An 18,298-nucleotide genomic window follows, 5' to 3' on the forward strand; every position below is an offset into this window, starting at 1 on the left:
ATGCCCCAAAAGAGAGGAGACACCAGATTTGATTGATTACACGTCTACAGCAGAGTCGTTGATTTTTTTTGCGGCAGTGGCTCTACATTGATCGCAGCGGAGATGAACTACAGTTATCGACAGGTGACGCGGCTCCATGGTGGCGCGTTACGAGCGTTTGCAGAAAAGATGTCCTAGAATGTCCTATTGGGTCTGTGATATAGTATAAGCTGAGAATCGAGGGTGCTGCACGAGTGTGGCGCCCTTTTTGTATGCGCTGAGGGAGGTGACGACGTGAAGCTGACGGCGAAGCAGAAACGATTTATTGATGAGTACTTGGTTGATTTCAACGTAACACAGGCAGCAATTCGAGCCGGGTATAGAGCTGGCAGTGCGCATCAATGCGGTTGGCAAAACATGAAGAAACTAGAAATCCAAACTGAAATCTCGCGTCGTCAGAGAGCTGGCGCGTGTGGCGTTTGCCGACGCGGCCAGTCATGTCCGAGTGCGTTTGCGCGAGGTGCCGTGTCCCGACGGTACGAGGGCGCGGGTGCCCGTCGTTGAGGTCAAGCCGACAGCGGAGCTGACAGACGACCAGCGTGCGGCTATCGCGCAGATCAAGCAGGGCGCAAACGGCATCGAGGTCAAGATGTACGACAAGATCAAGGCATTGGAGCTCTTAGGGAGGCACATCGGCATGTTCAACGACAAGCTCGAACTCAAGGCCACAGTTACGGAGAATCCCTTTGCAGGCTTGTCTACGGATGAGCTGAGGCGGCTGATTGAGGGTGGATAGCAGGCTGAGGCGGCAAGCGGAGCTGGAACTTGCACGGCGCGAGTTCTTTTTTTATTGCCGACTGCGTGCGCCCGACTTTTACAAGCCCGAGCGCGCCTATCTCCGGGAGCTCTGCGATGCAATGCAGGCGTTTTACGAGGACGAAGACGAGGTGCTCGTCATCAATGAGCCGCCGCGCCACGGCAAGAGCCGCACGGCGGGGCTTTTCGTCGAGTGGATTCTCGGTAAAAATCCGAAAGAGAAGATCATGACGGGTTCGTACAACGAGACGCTTTCTACAGTGTTTTCAAAGAACGTCCGCAACAGTATTCAGGAGATCAAGGCGGACGCGGGGCGCATCGTCTATAGCGACATATTCCCCGGCATCGCCATCAAGCTGGGCGACGCGGCTATGAATCTGTGGAGCCTTGCAGGCGGCTATAACAGCTATCTCGCGACATCGCCGACGGGCACGGCGACTGGCTTTGGGTGCTCGCTCATGATTATTGACGATCTCATCAAGAACGCCGAAGAGGCGTACAACGAGACGGCCAAAGAGAAGCATTGGGACTGGTTTACGAATACGATGCTCTCGCGTCTTGAGGAGGGCGGCAAGATCATCGTTATTATGACGCGCTGGGCATCGGACGACCTTGCGGGTAAGGTTCTTGCGCATTTTGCGGATCGCCGGCTGCGCCACATCTCCATGAAGGCGCTGCAGGACGATGGGCAGATGCTTTGTGACGCAATCCTCTCGCGCAAGTCTTACGACGACAAGGTGCGGGCGATGGGCGCGGATATCGCGAGCGCGAACTACCAGCAGGAGCCCATCGACATCAAGGGCAGGCTCTACAGCACGCTCAAAACGTATGCGGATGTGCCGCGAAACGGGGCAGGACAGTCGCTCTTTACGAGCGTCCGAGCTTACGTCGATACCGCCGACACGGGTGACGACTATCTCTGCGCTATCGTTTACGGCGTGTATGCCAAAGAGGCGTATGTGCTCGACGTGCTCTATACGAAAGCGCCGATGGAGGAGACGGAGCCGAAGACCGCCGCGATGCTGCACCGAAACGGCGTCAACGTCTGCGACATCGAATCCAACTCCGGCGGCAGGGGCTTCGCACGCGCGGTCAGGCAGCATCTCGCCGGCACTTACAACAGCAACAAGACTGCGATTCACACGTTCAGTCAGACGAAGAACAAAGCGGCGCGCATTCTGTCCAATGCGACATGGGTGATGGAGCACATCTACTTCCCTGTGAACTGGCGCGACCGCTGGCCGGAGTATCACGCCGCCATGACGCGCTACCAAAGAGAGGGCAAGAACAAGCACGATGATGCGCCGGACGCTACGACAGGTGTTGCAGAGAAGATTACAGCGCCTGTCGTCGCGGCGCGCCGCAGCAATATCTACTGAGGAGGGTGAGCCTTGGACATACAGAACCGGGAGAAAACATATCAGCTCCTGCGCGATGCTTATTTTGGTGACGGGCAGTTTGAGGGCGGCGGCGCACTCGTCAAGCATGAGCGCGAGAGCGCGGGGAACTATGTGAAGCGTCAATCCTTGGCGTATTATCTCAACTACACGGGGCCTATCGTCAATGCCTCGGTCGACCCGATTTTTCGCAATGAGATCAAGCGCGAATACAACGATACGGCGAAATTCAAGATGTTCCTCGACGACGCCGACCGCACGGGGGCTGACCTGCAGAACTACATTCGCCGCCTTGCTGTCATGGCGAAGCTCTACGGCGTCGTCTACGTCGTCGTCAACAATGAGGCGGAGCTGGGCGAGACGGTGCAGGCGAACCTCGACAAGCGTGCGCTGCCGTACCTCGTTGCCGTGCTGCCGCAGGAGGTTACGCACTGGCGCTTCGATGAGCGCGGCAGGCTCGTCGCGTTCGGCTACAAGAGCACGGTCAAGGATTCCGAGGACAAGGCGCGCGTGCGTTATTACCTGTGGACGGCGACCGATTGGCGCGTGCTCGACGAGAATAAGCAGCTGCTCCGCCAGGGGGCGCATGCACTCAAGCGTTTGCCCGTCGTGCAGTGGTTCGGGCGCAGCAATGACCCGATGGAGGTCTTGCCGTCGCCGGAGTTCTTGTCTGTTGCGCAGACGAACTACCACGTCTACCAGCTCTGCAGCTGGCACACGCAGATCTTGCAGAACCAGACGTTCAACATTCTCACGATGCCCGACAGCGGCGAGACGGAGATCACCATCGGCACGAACAACGTGCTCACCTATCCGCCAGAGAGTCAGCATCCGCCGGCCTTTATCGCGCCCGACGCTGCGCCTGCGCAGGTGTTGACGGAGCAGATCGACCGCCTGATTCGCGAGATGTACCGCATGAGCGGCATCGATTCGGTCATCGGCGTGCAGACGGCGAAATCGGGCGTCGCGCGTCAATGGGATTTCGAGCGCACGAATCAGCGCCTCGTTGACTTTGCGATTCAGTGCGAGGAAGCGGAGAAAGCTATCGTCGCGCTTTATGAGGCGTGGACGGAGGAAAGCATCGGCTACGCTTGCGAGTACCCGCGCGACTTCAAGATTGCTGACGTGACGGAGGGCTTGCAGCAGTCGCAGCTCGCTCTCGACATGGATTTTGCGAGCAAGACGTATCGCATCGAAATCGCGAGGAAAGTCCTCGAAGCTTACCTGCCGAACATTGAGCCGGCGACGTATGACGCGATCATCGGGGAGCTTGAGAGAGCGGCGGCGGTCACCGAGCAGGCGCGGACGTACGGGGAGAACGAACATGAACCTGAAAGCGACGTATGAGGTCGTCGTGTGTTTTGAGCTGCACATTCGAGAGCTGCTTGCTCAAGGTGTCCCCGTGGAAGAAGCGGTGCGCCGTGCCTATGCACTCTATCCCGTCATGCAGGTCATGGCAGACGAGGCGCAGGCGCAGATCATCGCCGAGGCTGTGCGCGGCTACGGCGGGGCGCTGCCCGACGGTGTCAGTGACCGGCTTTTCACGCACAGCTGGGCGCCGGATAAGCTCACGCTCTCCGAGCGCACGACGCGCGGCGGTCTGCTGGTGCGGGCGCTCGTCGCACAGGCGATCACGCAGCAGCTGCGCAAAAGCACGACGTATCGGCAAACGGCACTTACGATTTTTGACGGCTACCAAAAAGGTGGTCTGATCCCCACACAAGACCTGCCGAAGTTTTTGCAGGAGATTGTCACGGCAGGCCGCCGCGCTGACATCCCGCGCGCCGAGCTCCTGCGGATGCTCAAGCCCGTCAAGAAGGAAATCGCCAAGCGGACGACCGCAGGGATGCGTGCCGCCTATGCGCAGCTTGCTCAAGCCGTTGAAGCGCAAAATGAGAAAGCGCTGGAAAACGCGATCTACGTCGCGACGCAGGAGCGCACGCGCTACTTCGCCGAGCGCATCGCGCGGACGGAGATGGCGCGTGCGTACCATGACGGTTTTCTGGCACGTTGGGATGCCGATGAGAACTGCATCGCCTACCAATGGCGGCTCTCGGGACGGCATCCCGTCTACGATATATGCGACCTCTACGCCAAAGCGAATCTCTACGGGCTTGGCGCAGGGATTTTCCCCAAGGGCAAGGTGCCGTTGATCCCTGCTCATCCGAACTGCATGTGCGTCCTCAAGCCCGTGATTCGTGGGATGCTCGACAACGAGACGCCGCATGAGCGCATTGAGGATGGTGGTATGGAATATCTGCGCAGCGTCAACCCGCATCAAAGGCGGATGCTCCTTGGCGTGCACGGCGCAAAGGCTGTGATGGATGGAAAAGTCAGCTGGACGGAACTCGCGCGGGGCTATGGCGGTAAAAAAGTTGACAGCAGGCTATCGTCAGAAATCCCATCGAGTGATATAATAAAGAAAAAGGATTTTGCGGATTTGCAAGCCTATATCGGAAAGCTGGACAATAAGACTGTGCGTGAGTGGTACGTTTATCACGACAAGCGGATTCACGCACGAATCAGCAAAGATCTTTCGACGGAGGAGCAAGCGCGGCAGGCTTTTGAATTGCGTAACCAGTATAGGCGACAAGCACGCGATCTGATGGCGGATCAGACGCTTAGACGAGAACTTGATAGGGATAGCCCAATGAAAGAATGGGAAGTTCTTATCTCGGAGAAGATGAACAATAAAAATATGAGCAGAAAAGAGGCAATCGAAGATATTTATAAAACTTCGATTAAGAGTAATGAGGGCGTAAATAAAAAATTCGGATTGGAGTGATTGCGATGTCTAGAAAGTATAAGTACTCGTATACAGTCTGTAAATTTTTTGCCCCAGAATGGTTCAGCAAACAATGCGCCGCATTGGAAAAACATATCCCGAAACTTCGAAAAGACAGGCTTCTTGAAGATGTTGATTCCAGTGCATGGCAATTCTACTCCTCGCCACAGGGCGAATTGGTTGTGAAAAACGACTATCAAGTTGATGCGCTGTATATCGAATCCGATTTTGACATCGAGCCATATTTCAAGAGCGCATAAAATCTACGGTACCGCTTACGAAAACGTAAGCGGTTTTTTCATGCCCTCCGTGCTTGACGGCAGGGCATTTTCTATGCGGTGAAAAGAGCCGGGCGCTCATCACAATATATGCACAGGAGGCAAAGAAGATGGAACTGAAAGACGTATTTGCGGCACTGGAGGCTGCAACGGACGGCGCTGCACTCGTGCAGGCAGTCAAGGATGAGCTTGCGAAGATTCGCAAGGAGGCGGCGGATGCGCGTGTCGCCAAGAACAAGGCGGAAAGCGATCTTGCTGCGCTCAAGACGCAGCATGGGGAGCTTGAGACGAGGCACAAGGAGCTGGAAACGAAGCTCGCTGCATCGGAGGAGACGAAGACAGGGGCACAGTCGGCGATGCAGAAGCTCGAAACGCAGATGGCGAACCTCACGAAGAAGTATGAGGAAGCCGAGGCGGCACGAAAGACTGCCGAGGAAAAGCGCGTACAGGCGGGCATCATGGCGCAGACGGTCGACGCGTTCACGAAGAGTAATGCCGTCGACCCGCAGGAGTTTGCAAAGCTCGTCGCGCCGAGCATCAAGGTCGCGGACGACGGTTCGTATCGCTACATGAAAGCGGACGGCACGGAAGGCACCATCGCCGATGGTGCAGCGGAATGGCTCAAGGACAAGGCTTGGGCGGTCAAGGACACGCAGCACGCCGGAAGCGGTGACGGCAGATCCGGTGATAATGGCGCAGGTGGCGCGATCGCGGAGCAATTCGCTGCCGCGCTTGGAGGTTAAAGAAAAGGAGTAAAGAAATATGGCAATCAATACGCTTGAAATAGCAAAAATTTCCAGCAGGAGCTCGACAAGCAGATGCTTGTCGGTGCAACGTCGGGCTGGATGGAGACGAACGCGGCGAGTGTTAAGTATAGCGGCGGCGCTCGCAAAAACATCAAGTCTTCTGCGATGAGGCTGTGCGTGCGGGGTTCGAACTTCGCGACGGCACGACACTGCTCTTGCAAGATGCAGAAATTCAGTCGGTGCTTGAGGATTTGCGCGTGCAGGAAGTCTTTTCGGCGGCTCTCGCATGGGACAGGCTCTACGGCGGTGCAGCAATCTTGATGCTCGTCAATGATGGCGGCACGTTGGAAGATCCTCTGAACGAGGAGAGTATCAAGACGGTAGAGGGCTTGGAAGTGTTCGAGCCGCCCGAGATACAAGTTCATGATAGCTATTATTACGACGATCCGTATAACCCGAATTACGGCAAGCCGGAGTTTTACACGCTCATTGGCTACAACGGCAATTCGTTCCTAGTGCACGAGAGCCATCTGCTTGTATTCAAGAGCGGCGTTATTCCGACGCAGAAACGTCGGATGCGCGACGGCTGGGGCGGCAAGGTATTTGACGAATTGCGGGAAAACCTCTTGCAATACAGCGCGGGCAACAGTCTTGCACTTATGGCACTTTCGCGAATGTCGCAGGGCATTTTGAAGCTGGAAGGGCTGACGAACAATCTTGAAAACAAAGAGACGGAGAAATTTGTGCAGGTGCGTTTGCAGCTCATCGACATGGTGCGCCATCTGATGAATACTATCGCCATTGACAAGGAAGACGACTACGATCTCAAGAACATGAGCCTTGCAGGGGTAAAAGACATCATCGAGCAGTTTGAAACGGCGCTTTCGGCGGCATCGGATATTCCTGTCACGGTGCTCTTCGGGCGCAGCCCCGGCGGGCTGAACTCTACGGGTAAAGCAGACATGGAGAACTACTATAATCTTGTCCGACGCATACAGGCGCACGTCTCTTGCGAAAGGATGCGGATGACGACCTCGATGCGCTCAAAGAGATGTGGGTCGGTGAAAACCTCGACCTTATTCGCTCGATTGATGATGAGACAATGCGCAGGATTCGCCAGATTCTCACGGCTCGCATTACGGGCAGCGTCAATCATGCGGGACTGGCGAAAGACCTCATCGCCGAAATACAGGCGATCACGGAGAAGGAGAAACGTCGTGCCGAACTGATTGCCCGCGACCAGCTCGGCAAGCTGCACGGGCAAATTAATCGCAGGAAGCAGGAATCGCTTGGCATTGATGAATACGAATGGGAAACGTCGCACGATGAGCGTGTGCGCGATTCTCATAGGGCACTGCAAGGCAAGGTATTCTCATGGAACAATCCGCCGCCCGAAGGTCATCCGGGCTATCCGATTCGCTGCCGTTGCATTGCGCTCCCTGTAATTGACTGGGATAGGCATCTCGGCGAGCCGCAGAAGGGGAAACACGAGGAAGTGACGGATGTCACTCCGCAGGAAGAAGCTGCGATTATGCGGTATATCGGTGGCGAAGCATATCGCTTGAATGAAAAGTTGCGCAATAAAATATCTTTGACGGCAGATGAAAAGTCTTGGGTGTCATCTCTGGATTTGGCTTTAGGAAAAATGCCGAGATATAGCGGGACAGTACAAAGAAGTTTGACGTTCTATGGCGACGATCAATTACAAGAGTTTTTATCGAAGTACAAAATAGATGCAGTAGTCAGCTATCCTGCATATACCTCTATGACAGCTAGTAAAGAAGCCTATAATCCTCATGGACAAGTTAAGCTATTTATACTACAATCAACACAGGGGAGGGATATTCGGGCGTACAATGGCGCGGAGCAGGAAATTCTTTATCCTAGAAATAGTCGCTTTTGGGTTAGAACTATTGAACGTGTTGGCAGACAGTTCCATATTTATTTAGAGGAGATAACCGATGACTAAAAAGGGACTTTTTACAGATCGGCGTTGGCGCGATCCTCCTGCGGTCGTTTGTCTTGGGTATAGGGGGGGCTCAAAGAATGAAGCTCTATCGTTCGCGAAACTCATGCTTGAGAAAGGGCATATTACAAAGGAGCGTTATCAAGAGAAACTTGTCGAGATCGAGAAAAAGTATAAAGGGCATGATCCTGATGAGCTGATATAAGCAGGTAGCAGTAAATACAGAAAAAGCACTTTGCAAATTACGCAAGGTGCTTTTCTTATGCCCAGAATCCATGAAAGGAGGTGAAGCGATGCAGAGATTTGACACAACGACATTTCATGCGACGAAGACCGATGAGGGATTTATCGCCGATACGCCTATCATCGGGCGGACAGGTCTACTCAGATATCAGAATGCCGATGGCTCGGAGCGATGGGAGTACCGGCCACCGGAGGAGGCTTTCAGCACGGCGAGCCTTGCGTCTATCCGAGGCAAGCCGATCACTGTCGGGCATAAGGCGATGGTGACGGCAGGCAATGTGCGGAGCGTGCAGCCTGTCGGCACGGTGCTCACGGAAGGGAGGCAAGATGGCACGGAAAAGCAAAAATAGCTCGGCGAGCTACAGGCGAAGTACAATGTCGCCAGCGACTTGGCGAAAGCGACCTTGGGCGAGATTTGCTCAAGGAGATGTGCGCAAGGAATATCCCTCTTGTCGGTACTCTGGGGCAAGCCCTTCTGGAAGGCAAAGAAGGCGCGATCCGTCACGCATGGAAAAAGATTGCCAATGTAGATGCCAGCATGGCGCTCAAGGGCGAGACGGCGGCACAGCGCGCAAACGATGACGAAGTAGTGCAGGCGAAGTCTCGCGAAAAACAGGGCGATGAAGTACAGGCGAAGTCTGCCCAAAACGAGGGCGAGGCAGTCGAGGTGAAGTCTGCCCAGGAGCAGGGAAAGAAAAAAGCCGCCGATAAGGGCGGATTGGGGCTTCCTACTGGCTATACGACGGAATCGGGCAGGCCTCTTTCGGAGGCGGATGCGAAAGAATTTATTATCAAACCGAACGGGAGCAGGAACTTTGGGGAAATTCCAAAGGAGATTGAAGAGGCGACGGGCGGAATAGTAAAGGCTGCTCCTGTGCGTTTACAGGTGGGGCATCCTGGGCTCGGCTATATCCACCTTTGCCAACACGCTTCCCAAATGCAACAAAAAGGATATGGCGTGATGGATTACATCAACCATATCCTTCAGAATTTCAACCAAGTGTACAGTCAGCAAACGGATAAGCGCCCGAATCGTTTCGCGCTTTATTGTAATGGCGACGAGAGTAAAGGGTTTATGCCGATTGAGTTGGAACTTGAGCAAACGGCGGAACAATACTATCTTATCATTTCCGCAATGCCACATCATCCCAAAATAAAAGGAACCCTGCTCTTTGACGGGAGCGCTACATCGTCTGCTGTTACCACCGACAGCACCCTTTCGAGAGAAGCCAACAAAGATGGTGGTGTTGACCCTCTGATCGCCCATGGGAAGAACAAGATTCCTTCTTCTGCCTCTAATATACTATCGGAACAGGAGAAAAGCAAGGAAAAATCTGTACAGGCGAAGTCTGCCCCTTTGACAAAGCGGGAACAGGAGGCGCTTACGGGCACGAGCGAGGAGGCGAAAAAGGCCTATCGCATTGTCCGCGATAAGCTCGCAAAGAGCAAGAACAAGGCTGTGGCGCGTGCAGCGAAGGTCGGCGCGACGCTCTTCGCCCGTCATGCGGATATCTATGCCAAGGCGATCGCAGAAAAGACGGGAAAGAAATTCACGGCGCTGGATTATTACCATACGTTTGCCATACAGGCCGGACGCGAGGGGATGCAGCGGGTGGACTGTATCGGCGCACCGTGGAAAAAGAAAAAGAAGCCGTCCGCACGCAGTATGCGGGGACGGCTCTGTGGATGAAAGCGCCGAACGGCGAGACGACGAATCTGACGGAAGATCAGTGGCTCACGGTGCGCACGCCGGCGTTTAAGGCGTGGTTCGGGGATTGGGGAAGCGGAAGCGGAAAAGCAGAAATATTTACATACCGAACCCGTCGAGGTTGCCGAGGGACAAATTGTAAAGACTGAAGGCGTCACTGCGATGGAGGCGGCGTTCCAATGGGCGGAGCAACATTTGCCCGTGCAGGTCAGTACGCGGTTCGGCACTGTGGAAATCAATCGCGCGAGCATCAAGGATTCACTGGGCCATAGGTTTTCACAAAAAAACTGGATGCAATCACATCTTTGCCTGATGGAATGAAGGTGGCAGCTTTCATTGGTGAGGCGCAAGACTTCGGTGGGGCAGTCCTTTACAATGGATATTTCTGCTATCCGATGATGTATCAAGGGGAAAGACAGGTTGTATTTTGCCGCGTGAGGCGGGATATGAACAGCAACAAGCTCTATGTGCATGAGGTCTTTACGGAAGACGAAATAAAGGACAATTCCTTTCAGACCGTTGCTCAGAGCTTAAACTCCAAGCCACACGGGGGGAATGTCCTTTACAAGTCCATTTTAACAGATTTTTTAAATAAAGACAATACTGTTTCCAAGATGGTGGATGAAAATGGTGAGCCGCTGCGCTCTGTTATTGATAAAGCAGAATCTTTTCATCAGCGTGCGTGGGTCGGCTCGGCGGCGGATTTTGACAAGTTTGACTTGGGCTATGTCGGCACGGGCGAAGGTGCGCAGGTGCATGGATGGGGGCTGTACTTCGCGCAGAGAAGAGAGGTGGCGGAGGGTTATAGAAAAAAACTTTCTAACAGCTTAACGATTATCTATGACGGAAAAAAACAAGAAGACATTACGGGGGACATTAAAGATGCAATTCAGCCTTTTTCTATGCAACTAAAAAAGCCCTCGGACTTGAAGGATGTTTCCGACGAACATCCATCCGAGAGAAAAGAAAATGAGAAAGGTGTTTCCTCCCAACGTATCCGGGTTATTGACCCGGGCGAAGGAAGAAAAACACCCTTTCTTGATCATAGGTTAGCAGGCGGTCTATCTGTTGTCAAGGATTGTTTATAAGGTTTCGATGAGAACGATGAACCGAGACCGCGAAGCACGGAAGGAAAAGAAGCTCGGATGTGCGTTCAAGACCTCCACTAAAGGAGGCGCACTCCAAGCTTCCAAGTCGATTATTGCAGGTTATTTTGAAAAAGTCAAGGTTATTGGCGGGAGCCGCGAGACAAAGGGTGGCGATCGATCCTACGCGCAATGTGGACGAAAAAGCGTATGATTTCCGTTTTGTGGTATGCGAATGCATGAATCCGTCTCTCTGCTGCGATCCATGACTGGAAAATTGATAGAGGCAAATCAAAAAAGGTGCCGATTCTGTCACAAATCCTGATCTGCAAACAGGTAGTGACAGAGCGACACCTTCTATTGATCTCGACTATACCATAAGGATGAAGGCATGTCAACGCATGGAGACGTTTTGCCGCAGTGGATGCGGCCGTTGCTAATTCAGAGAGGAAGCGACAAATGCCGGGGCAGATCGCGGATGATGCTGGAATGAGAAGACCCGGCAGGTACGTTGCCAAGGTCTGCCGTAAAACGGTCCTCTGCCACTGCCGAGCCTTCTATGCTCAGAATAGCAGAATTGGCTGATGAATACAAGAGGAAGTTTTCGACAGAAAAAGGACTGCACGCTGGGTCGAATCCCGCAAGGGAACGGCCGGGAGTCATGATGCTCCTCTAACGAGACAGTCCTTCAAGAGGCAATGCCGCGTCCATGCTTACAGGTCACCCCAGCCGGACGGATGAAACCGCCGACAGCCTAACGCCTTCGGTCATTCAGCCTCTTTCATTTCCCATGATACCAGGGGAGTCCGGGGATGTCAATCTGATTTCGTATGGGCCGTGCGCCGGGGAAAGTTTATACCTGCATGATGATTATGCTCTAAGGCGTACAGAGAAAATAGAAAAGGCATCAATTTCTCTGCAAATCCTGATCTACAAACAGGGGGAGAGAAATCGACACCTTCATCTAGACACAATATACCACAAGGACGGAAGGATGTCAATGCAGCGAAACAAAAAGCTATATGAAAGCAAGTGTGAGGAGGAGGACGGCTTTCTTGTGTCGAAATAATATAAGTCACATGCACAAACGTCCACTTTTCGGACATTGTGCGGCGCCCTTACAGAAACCTAACCCATCGGTTTGTGCCGGCGGCTTGTCATCTTGAGGCTTTACGCTAAATGCCTTCACGTTTGGCGTAGTATGATGCAATGGCTGTGTCGCTAAAAAAGCAACAGGGGAGGAGGGAGCAGCATTGAAGCACTATCTTGCACATGTCCGGCGCGATGGCTCGGCGGAGCAGACGGTACCCGAGCATCTTCGGCGTGTGGGGGATCTTATGGCGGAGTTTGCCGCAGGAATTGGGCTTTCGGCAACAGCGCGCCTGATCGGTCTGTTGCACGATCTCGGCAAGTGCACGCGGGAGTTTGCAGATTATCTTGCTTACTGCCGCCAGAATCCGGACGACCATAGCCGTCGAGGCACAGTCGACCATGCCTCGGCAGGCGGGCAGCTGCTGCGGCGGTATGGTGTGCACTCGGAAGAGGGGCAGCTTGCGGCGGATATGGCAGCGCTCGTGATCTTTTCGCATCATTCGGGACTGATGAATTATGTCGACAAGAAAGGCTGTGCCGATTTCCTGCGGCGCGTGGAGAAAGAGGGCTTGTTGGAGCGCGTTGATCTCGCCTATTATTACCGCGAGGTCATCGGAGAAGAGGCGCTCGATCGTCTTTTTGCGGAGGCGGTCGTTGAGTTTTCTGCGCTCGATGCGAGAATTGAGTCCTGCGCATCGGAGGAGACGGAGAATTATCACTTTGCCTGGGGCATGGTGCACAAGCTTCTGTTCAGCATGTTGGTCGATGCCGATCGCTTGGACAGCGCCGAGTTTGAGCTGGATGTACGATGGACGCAAGAGTGGCATACGGAGATGCTGTGGGATGAGTTTTCCGTAAATTTAGAAAAGAAGCTCAAGAGTTTTCCTATGCCGCAGAAGGAGACGGCGAAGAAGATTGCCGGGCTTCGGCAGAAGATCAGCGACGATTGTCTGAGGGCAGCGCAAAACACTCCGGGAACCTACAAGCTTTCCGTGCCGACGGGCGGCGGCAAGACACTTGCCGGCATGCGGTTCGCGCTGCGCCATGCACAGTTGTATGGAAAGAAAAGAATCATCTTCGTGATTCCCTATACTTCGATCATTGAGCAGAATGCCAAGGAGATTCGCGATATATTTGGGCGCGATGAAGCCATCTTGGAGCATCATTCCAATGTGCTGCCGGAAGATATTGCAGGGGAAGACAGCGAGAGCATGGACTGGCGTCGTCTTTTGACGGAGCGCTGGGATGTGCCGGTGATTTTCACGACGCAGGTGCAGTTCCTCAATGCGCTTTTTGCAGGTGACGGCAGCTCTATGCGGCGGCTGCATGCGTTGGAGGACAGCATCCTCATCTTTGACGAGATCCAGACGCTGCCCGTGCGCTGCACGCATCTCTTTAATGCGGCGATGAATTTTCTGCAAGAATTTTGCCGCGTCACCGCTGTCTTGTGCACGGCTACACAGCCGCCGTTGGAGCGAATGGAGTGCCCGCTGGCGCTTGGCGGCAAAGCGGAACTGACGACGGATGCGGCGGCAGTGTTCGAGGGATTTCGGCGCGTTCATATCGAGAACTGCTGCCGCGATGGGGGATCTTCTGTTGATGAAATTGCCGCCGAGATCTTAGAGAGTGCTGAAGAACGCGGCGATGTACTCGCCATCGTGAACCTCACGAAACAGGCGCGGGAGCTTTATCAGGCTGTGCTTCGTGAGGCTTCGTCCGCAGAGCATGAAACGCAGGTGGTTCATCTGAGTACGAAGATGTGCCCGGCGCATAGAAAGAGAGTCTTGGATGAGGTGCGTGCGGAGCTTGCACGGCACAGAGAGGAGCCGGAAAAGCGGCTCATTTGCATCAGCACGCAGCTCATCGAGGCGGGAGTCGATGTGTCGTTTCCCGTGGTTTATCGTGCGTTGGCAGGCTTCTCGTCGATCGCACAGGCAGCGGGGCGCTGCAATCGCCACGGAGACGGTACGCAAGGGCTCGTGCGCATTGTGGAATTTGCCGATGAAGGCCTTCTGCATTTGGAAGATATACGCGAGGGCAAGAAAATCGCTCGGATTCTGCTGCACAAGAATGAGGCGGATGCCATCCTGTCGCCGGAGGTCATGAAGGAGTATTTTCTTAAATTCTATCAGGGACGCATGCCGCGGGAACTGCGCTATCCGCTCGACAAGCGCTATACCCTATTCGACCTCCTGAGCGCGAATGGCGCAGGCCAGCAGGTTCGAGAGGAGAGAGGCGAGCCCGTTTTTTTATTCATGCAGGCGTTTCGGGATGCAGGGCAGGCATTTGAGGTCATCGATTCGTATACGGAGAGCGTGCTCGTGCCCTATGCGGAGGGGAAGGATTTGATGGCAGCTTTTGATAAAAAGGCGGTGGACAAGAAGCTCTTTTATCAGGCTGCGAGGCGGGCGCAGCAGTATATGGTGAACCTCTTTCGCCATGAGATGGAGACGCTCGAAACCCAAGGGGCGGTGCGGCAGACGGAGAGCGGCGTGTTTGTCTTGCACGAACCGTATTACCGGGAAGATTTCGGCGTGCAGTTGGAGCAGGAAACCACATACTACATGATGTGAAGGGGTGATATGATGCGAAACGTGATCGAGTTCCAAGTCTACGGCAGGATGGCGCTCTTCACCGATCCGATCACGAAGATCGGCGGGGAACGCTCCTCGTATGCCGTACCGACGTATCAGGCGCTGAAAGGAATCACGGAGAGCGTCTACTGGAAGCCTACTATTTTCTGGATCGTTGACGAGGTGCGCGTGATGAACCGGATCGTCACGCAGGCGCGCGGCGTTCGTCCTTTGAACTACGGCAAGGGTAATGATCTCGCGTTCTACAAATACCTGAGCGATGTCTGCTACCAGGTTCGTGCGCATTTCGAGTTCAATCTGCACCGTCCGGATCTTGCCAAGGATCGAAACGAGAACAAGCATCATAATATGGCGAAGCGCATGGTGGAGCGCGGCGGGCGGCGTGATATCTTTCTCGGCACGCGCGAGTGCCAGGGCTATGTGGAGCCGGTCAAGTACGGGGATGGCGAGGGTTACTACGACGGCGCAGGCGAGATGCCGCTCGGCACGATGCTGCACGGCTTCGACTATCCCGATGAGACGGGCGAGGATCTGCTGCGAGTCAGATTTTGGCAGCCTGAGATGAAGGGCGGTGTCATCCGCTTCCTGCGCCCCGAGGAGTGCACGCTCGTGCGCAAGATCCGCGAGGCGCAGGGCAAGCGCTTCACCTTGGAGGACATCCGCTTGATCGAGGACGAGGCGGCGGAATGGAAAGGAGGGGTATGCCTCAAGCGCAAGATCCGCAATCGCTTGCAGGATGCGGGCGAGAAGATTCTCGTACAGTCCGATGACCGCACCGATGATGAGTTTGACTGCATCCGCTCGCGTGTCGAGGGGAATCCTGAGACGAAGAAGTTCATGGAAATGAAAGTGAAAAAGGTACAGGCACAGTTGGAAGGTTTCTTATCCGAGTTGCCGTCGCTGGTGTCAAAAAAACTGCGAAAATGTGCATAACGAATCTATTTTTTTAGCTACAATGCCGTATTTTTCAAGCCTTGACGAGTGTTTTTGATGTGCGAAGTTTGAGTTAGCATTTACAAATTCCAGCTTTCGCAAGGTCACGAAGAAAGGTTCGTTCCCCAACGAGGATACGGTGTTCAAGCTGCTATATTTGCGGGTATGGGAGCTCTATGAGAAATGAGGTGGTCGCAAGATACCAAACTGGGCACTCGTACGCAGCCAGTTGTTGATGGATGAGCGCATGGCAAAATTGATCGAGTGCTATGACAAGGCCTGCTGAAAAACCCCATTTACACAAACTACTTGACACACCCATGGAGATCAAAAGTTGAGGTCACATCTAGTCTTCTGGATAGCCTGTAATTTTTTCAGGTGGCATTTCACACGCTGATTCTCTTCACGGTCAATTATTTCCATAAGCCACTTGATGGCCTTTTCTATATAGTCGTAGTTACTATCAGAATTTGCAACATCAATTGCAAATTCTGCAAATTTATTCGCATGATAAATTTTACGTTTATCATGCGAATAACACTTTTCTAAAATGTCAATCGCCTCTATCCTTTTTCTACGCCCCGTTTCAGTTACATCCTCTCTATTTGCTTCAAACAAAATGATTGCCCCCGTATTCTTCATGCTAAAATTATTTGGTTTCTGCCGTTGCGCCTTATCAATCAACGCAAAAGCCTCTTTAAAATTCTTTAAATAAGCACTGCACAGTGCCCATTGCTGTAAAGTATACGGACTATGATCATATTCATATAGGGCTTTATAGATTTCATTAGCTCGCTTCCCGAAAAGTATATGATAGAATTTTGCATCATAAGCACTACGTCGAAACAGATTATATTGGTATATCTTATAAGGAGATATCTTTCTTAAAAATTTATATATTACTACACTGTATGCATCTTTTAATTCGGGTACTTTGGTTAAGGCTTTCTTTGCATGATGCAGGAAAAGTTTAGACCGAATATCATAATAATCTTGATCATCATCAAAACGCTCAACGGATACATCCATTTCTCTCAGTAAACCATTTGCCTCATTAACATATTGACGAGTTTCTTCATACGATTTACAGTCAAAAAATGAGAATAAGATATCCGTTGACAATGCTGATCGATTTTCAGATAAATATACTGCAAGCGACACCGCCGAAAAAGCACGTTTACTTGCATCTAAAACCTTGATCAATAAAGTTGCCACTCTATTATGTTTTAGTGATCCTCTTACATTCTTGAGCATCATCTCCAATATTGAGAACCTTTCATCATCAGAATCTTTATATTGAAAATTTGACTGCCTTATATCCCCATCAATTCTATTATAGAATCTGCGTGCTTGTTCATCGGTAAAGTCCTTTATAAACATTTGTTTAAAATCAACGTTCTCCAGCAAATGTTTCGATATCTCGAATGTATAATCGGTCGCTGTTGCAATAGTACGTATATCTTCTGTTTGAGCAAGCATCTTATAGGCCAACATATCCATTTCGCAATTATCGATAAATATTGTTACCTTTAATCCCTTTACGTTGTTAATTATGAACATGCTTTTTTCAACAGTTAAATTCGTGACGAAAATTTTATTCAAGCTGTTTATTTTAAGCGCTAATTGCATTAATATCGTAGTTTTCCCAGAAAAATGAGTCCCAATGATAATAGTATTCTTGCTTGAAATATATTCATTATATACATCATTAACTATATCTAATTCAATTGCTTGATTGGACAAAATCGAGTACCATTGTGTTATCCCTTTGATAAAGTAATCTTTTGATTGAACTGCAGGAACCTGATGAATAGTAGGTATAAAATAGGGTTCTAGATTATTTTTTTGATAAAGCGCAACATTATCTGCATCCTCTTCACTTTCAAGAACAGGTATATTCTCATCAATCCAATCAAAAATTTGCTCCGTATTTCCAACAACTATATTACACCCCAATGCCCTAAATACAGCAATTTGCTTTTCATCCTCCGTTCTACATTGCACCCATATATCATGAGAAGAGTACTCCAATATTTTTTTTACAATTCTCAGTACACCTGCATCATGAAAACCATAGCCCCAGAAAAACGTAGGTGTATCTCGTATCTTTTGAATTGCTTGTTGAAAAAGATCACTATTTGCTTGATCTACAGTTGCCAAGTCAAATTTCTTAAAGAACAACGGTTTCTCTCGATTCATGACTTCGCCATGCAATGGAATATAACACAATTCGGCCTGTTCCTCACGATTCGCGCCATAATAAGTGATACTTTTCAAATAATATCGGTTTCCTCCTTCTGTTATTAAGTGAGGGATATTATCAATATTTGTTGTAATAAACGATTTAATAGATAACCTGTTAAGAAGTAAATACTTCATATTTATGGTTTCGACCTTAAACTTATTGCGCAAATACTCTTGAAATTCAGGTCCATCCACCAGAGTACTAATTATTTCAAGGTCATCCCCAAAATTTTCATATGACAAATCAAATTTTTCGCACATCTCACGGCATAATTCTGCTGCAACGGGAAGTTTATGTCCTTCAGCATTCGGCAAACAAGAAAACCCTGCACCCGTAAATAAATTGATTCCGGATAACATTTTTTCTTTAAACAAATTCTTCCGATCAATCTGGATTTCCATGTGTAAACCTCCCTATTTTTCTTCAAGACT

General features: G+C 51.5%; 12 protein-coding genes and 5 pseudogenes. 16 read left to right on the plus strand and 1 reads right to left on the minus strand.

The genetic code is table 11. The features are described from left to right. Positions 1–273: 273 nt before the first annotated feature. The 16 genes and pseudogenes from ACRTGH_RS05580 to ACRTGH_RS05655 all read left to right on the plus strand — a co-directional run. Positions 274–775 (plus strand): annotated as a pseudogene (locus ACRTGH_RS05580) (terminase small subunit). Next, positions 768–2,174, plus strand: coding sequence for a phage terminase large subunit (gene terL, locus ACRTGH_RS05585; protein ID WP_368847567.1), 1,407 nt, complete (start codon positions 768–770; stop codon positions 2,172–2,174). Before ACRTGH_RS05580 ends, terL begins: the two are co-directional and overlap by 8 nt. A gap of 12 nt (positions 2,175–2,186) precedes the next feature. Next, positions 2,187–3,539: a hypothetical protein gene (locus ACRTGH_RS05590; RefSeq protein WP_368847568.1), complete on the plus strand. Its 1,353-nt coding sequence runs from the start codon at positions 2,187–2,189 to the stop codon at positions 3,537–3,539. Further along, complete coding sequence (locus ACRTGH_RS05595) at positions 3,517–4,977, plus strand: structural protein (RefSeq protein ID WP_368847569.1); 1,461 nt, start codon at positions 3,517–3,519, stop codon at positions 4,975–4,977. Before ACRTGH_RS05590 ends, ACRTGH_RS05595 begins: the two co-directional genes overlap by 23 nt. Before the next feature lie 5 nt (positions 4,978–4,982). Next, complete coding sequence (locus tag ACRTGH_RS05600; RefSeq protein ID WP_368847570.1) at positions 4,983–5,237, plus strand: hypothetical protein; 255 nt, start codon at positions 4,983–4,985, stop codon at positions 5,235–5,237. 128 nt (positions 5,238–5,365) lie between these two features. Then, positions 5,366–5,998: a hypothetical protein gene (locus ACRTGH_RS05605; protein ID WP_368847571.1), complete on the plus strand. Its 633-nt coding sequence runs from the start codon at positions 5,366–5,368 to the stop codon at positions 5,996–5,998. Positions 5,999–6,168: 170 nt separating this feature from the next. Then, positions 6,169–7,230 (plus strand): annotated as a pseudogene (locus ACRTGH_RS05610) (phage portal protein); the annotation flags it as partial. Then, on the plus strand, positions 7,113–7,970 hold the full coding sequence (locus tag ACRTGH_RS05615; RefSeq protein ID WP_368847676.1) for a minor capsid protein: 858 nt from the start codon (positions 7,113–7,115) through the stop codon (positions 7,968–7,970). The pseudogene ACRTGH_RS05610 and the gene ACRTGH_RS05615, both read left to right, overlap by 118 nt. Next, positions 7,963–8,172 carry a hypothetical protein gene (locus ACRTGH_RS05620; protein ID WP_368847572.1) on the plus strand — a complete coding sequence of 70 codons (210 nt, stop codon included), beginning with the start codon at positions 7,963–7,965 and terminating at the stop codon, positions 8,170–8,172. The genes ACRTGH_RS05615 and ACRTGH_RS05620 overlap by 8 nt, the downstream gene beginning before the upstream one ends. Before the next feature lie 88 nt (positions 8,173–8,260). Further along, entirely contained in the window at positions 8,261–8,560 is a 300-nt protein-coding gene (locus ACRTGH_RS05625; RefSeq protein WP_368847573.1) for a DUF2213 domain-containing protein, read from the plus strand. A 77-nt stretch (positions 8,561–8,637) separates the two neighbouring features. After that, the gene (locus tag ACRTGH_RS05630) at positions 8,638–9,900 is read left to right on the plus strand and encodes a hypothetical protein (protein ID WP_368847574.1); all 1,263 of its coding nucleotides are present in this window, start codon (positions 8,638–8,640) and stop codon (positions 9,898–9,900) included. A 341-nt stretch (positions 9,901–10,241) separates the two neighbouring features. After that, positions 10,242–11,006, plus strand: a complete 765-nt coding sequence (locus ACRTGH_RS05635; protein WP_438474790.1) for a hypothetical protein — start codon at positions 10,242–10,244, stop codon at positions 11,004–11,006. Positions 11,007–12,256: 1,250 nt separating this feature from the next. Next, positions 12,257–14,668 carry a CRISPR-associated helicase Cas3' gene (gene cas3 / locus ACRTGH_RS05640; protein WP_368847576.1) on the plus strand — a complete coding sequence of 804 codons (2,412 nt, stop codon included), beginning with the start codon at positions 12,257–12,259 and terminating at the stop codon, positions 14,666–14,668. Positions 14,669–14,680: 12 nt separating this feature from the next. Next, positions 14,681–15,388 (plus strand): annotated as a pseudogene (gene cas5c / locus ACRTGH_RS05645) (type I-C CRISPR-associated protein Cas5c); the annotation flags it as partial. Beyond that, a pseudogene (locus ACRTGH_RS05650) lies at positions 15,389–15,547 on the plus strand (type I-C CRISPR-associated protein Cas7/Csd2); the annotation flags it as partial. A 160-nt stretch (positions 15,548–15,707) separates the two neighbouring features. Beyond that, positions 15,708–15,908: pseudogene (locus ACRTGH_RS05655) on the plus strand (IS256 family transposase); the annotation flags it as partial. 41 nt (positions 15,909–15,949) lie between these two features. Here ACRTGH_RS05655 and ACRTGH_RS05660 read toward each other — a convergent pair. Further along, positions 15,950–18,268 carry a tetratricopeptide repeat protein gene (locus tag ACRTGH_RS05660; RefSeq protein WP_368847577.1) on the minus strand — a complete coding sequence of 773 codons (2,319 nt, stop codon included), beginning with the start codon at positions 18,266–18,268 and terminating at the stop codon, positions 15,950–15,952. Positions 18,269–18,298: the final 30 nt, after the last annotated feature.

It is taken from the genome of Selenomonas oralis, from assembly GCF_051603425.1.
Classification (GTDB): domain Bacteria; phylum Bacillota; class Negativicutes; order Selenomonadales; family Selenomonadaceae; genus Selenomonas; species Selenomonas sputigena_A.